Consider the following 831-nt stretch of genomic DNA (forward strand, 5'->3'; position numbering starts at 1 on the left):
ACACTCATTCTCGATGGCTTCTTGGACGAGTGCTTTCGAGATGCGGTGCAAGTAGTCCACGCTCCACCCAGCGAACCGTGAGCCGATACTCTTGATCGTGAGGTGTGCGGAGCGAGTGCCTGCCCGTTGCAGGTTGCCGCGCCGACGCTCGTATTCGTCGCGGCGGTGATTGAGGTAGTCTGCGTTACCGAGGAACGCTCCCGTACTGGTGACGGCGACGTATCCGTCCACGTTCAAGTCTACACCGAGAACCACTCCGTTCTCGGATTCTTCATCGCAAGAGGGGTCAACGTTTTTCTTCACGGCGACGTGGAGGGAATACGTTCCATCGCGCTTGTGGAGCGTTGCTTCGGCTTTCTCCCACTCATCCGTCCAGTAGTCCGCGAACGGCGTTCCGTTCTTGTTGACGGGCGTGACGTACTCAGCGGTCACGCGCTTGTCCGTTGTGGCGAGGGATACCGAGTCGTCGTTGTACGTGATGGTTCGACCGTTGTACACGACAACTGTGCCTTTGAACTCGGGCTTGCTCGCCTTCTCACCGTCGAATTTACGGTCTTTGCAGTTTCCGAGTGCGGTGGCCGCGAGGTTTCTCGCGGATTGGACGAGACTGGATTGTAGAGTGAGTTTCTCACGAACGTCAGAATACGTCTCCTCGTGGAGCGTGTTCTTCGTGTCCGTGATGTTATAGGGGTTGTCGTCCCATCCGTGGTCAGCGACGTGTTGCGCCGCTTGTTGGAATTGCTCGAACGTTTCATCGAGGACTTCGGAGTCCTCGTCGGAAACGTCGAGTTTGACTTGGATGTTCCGAACAACCTCCATACTTCATTAGTG

At 56.3% G+C, this 831-nt stretch carries 1 protein-coding gene; it reads right to left on the reverse strand.

The window, feature by feature from the left end:
• Positions 1 to 819 (reverse strand): transposase (locus FYC77_RS20020; RefSeq protein ID WP_149083250.1); only part of this gene is annotated, 819 nt, incomplete at its 3' end.
• Between the last annotated feature and the right edge of the window lie 12 nt (positions 820 to 831).

The organism is Natrialba swarupiae (assembly GCF_008245225.1).
Taxonomy (GTDB): Archaea; Halobacteriota; Halobacteria; order Halobacteriales; family Natrialbaceae; genus Natrarchaeobius; species Natrarchaeobius swarupiae.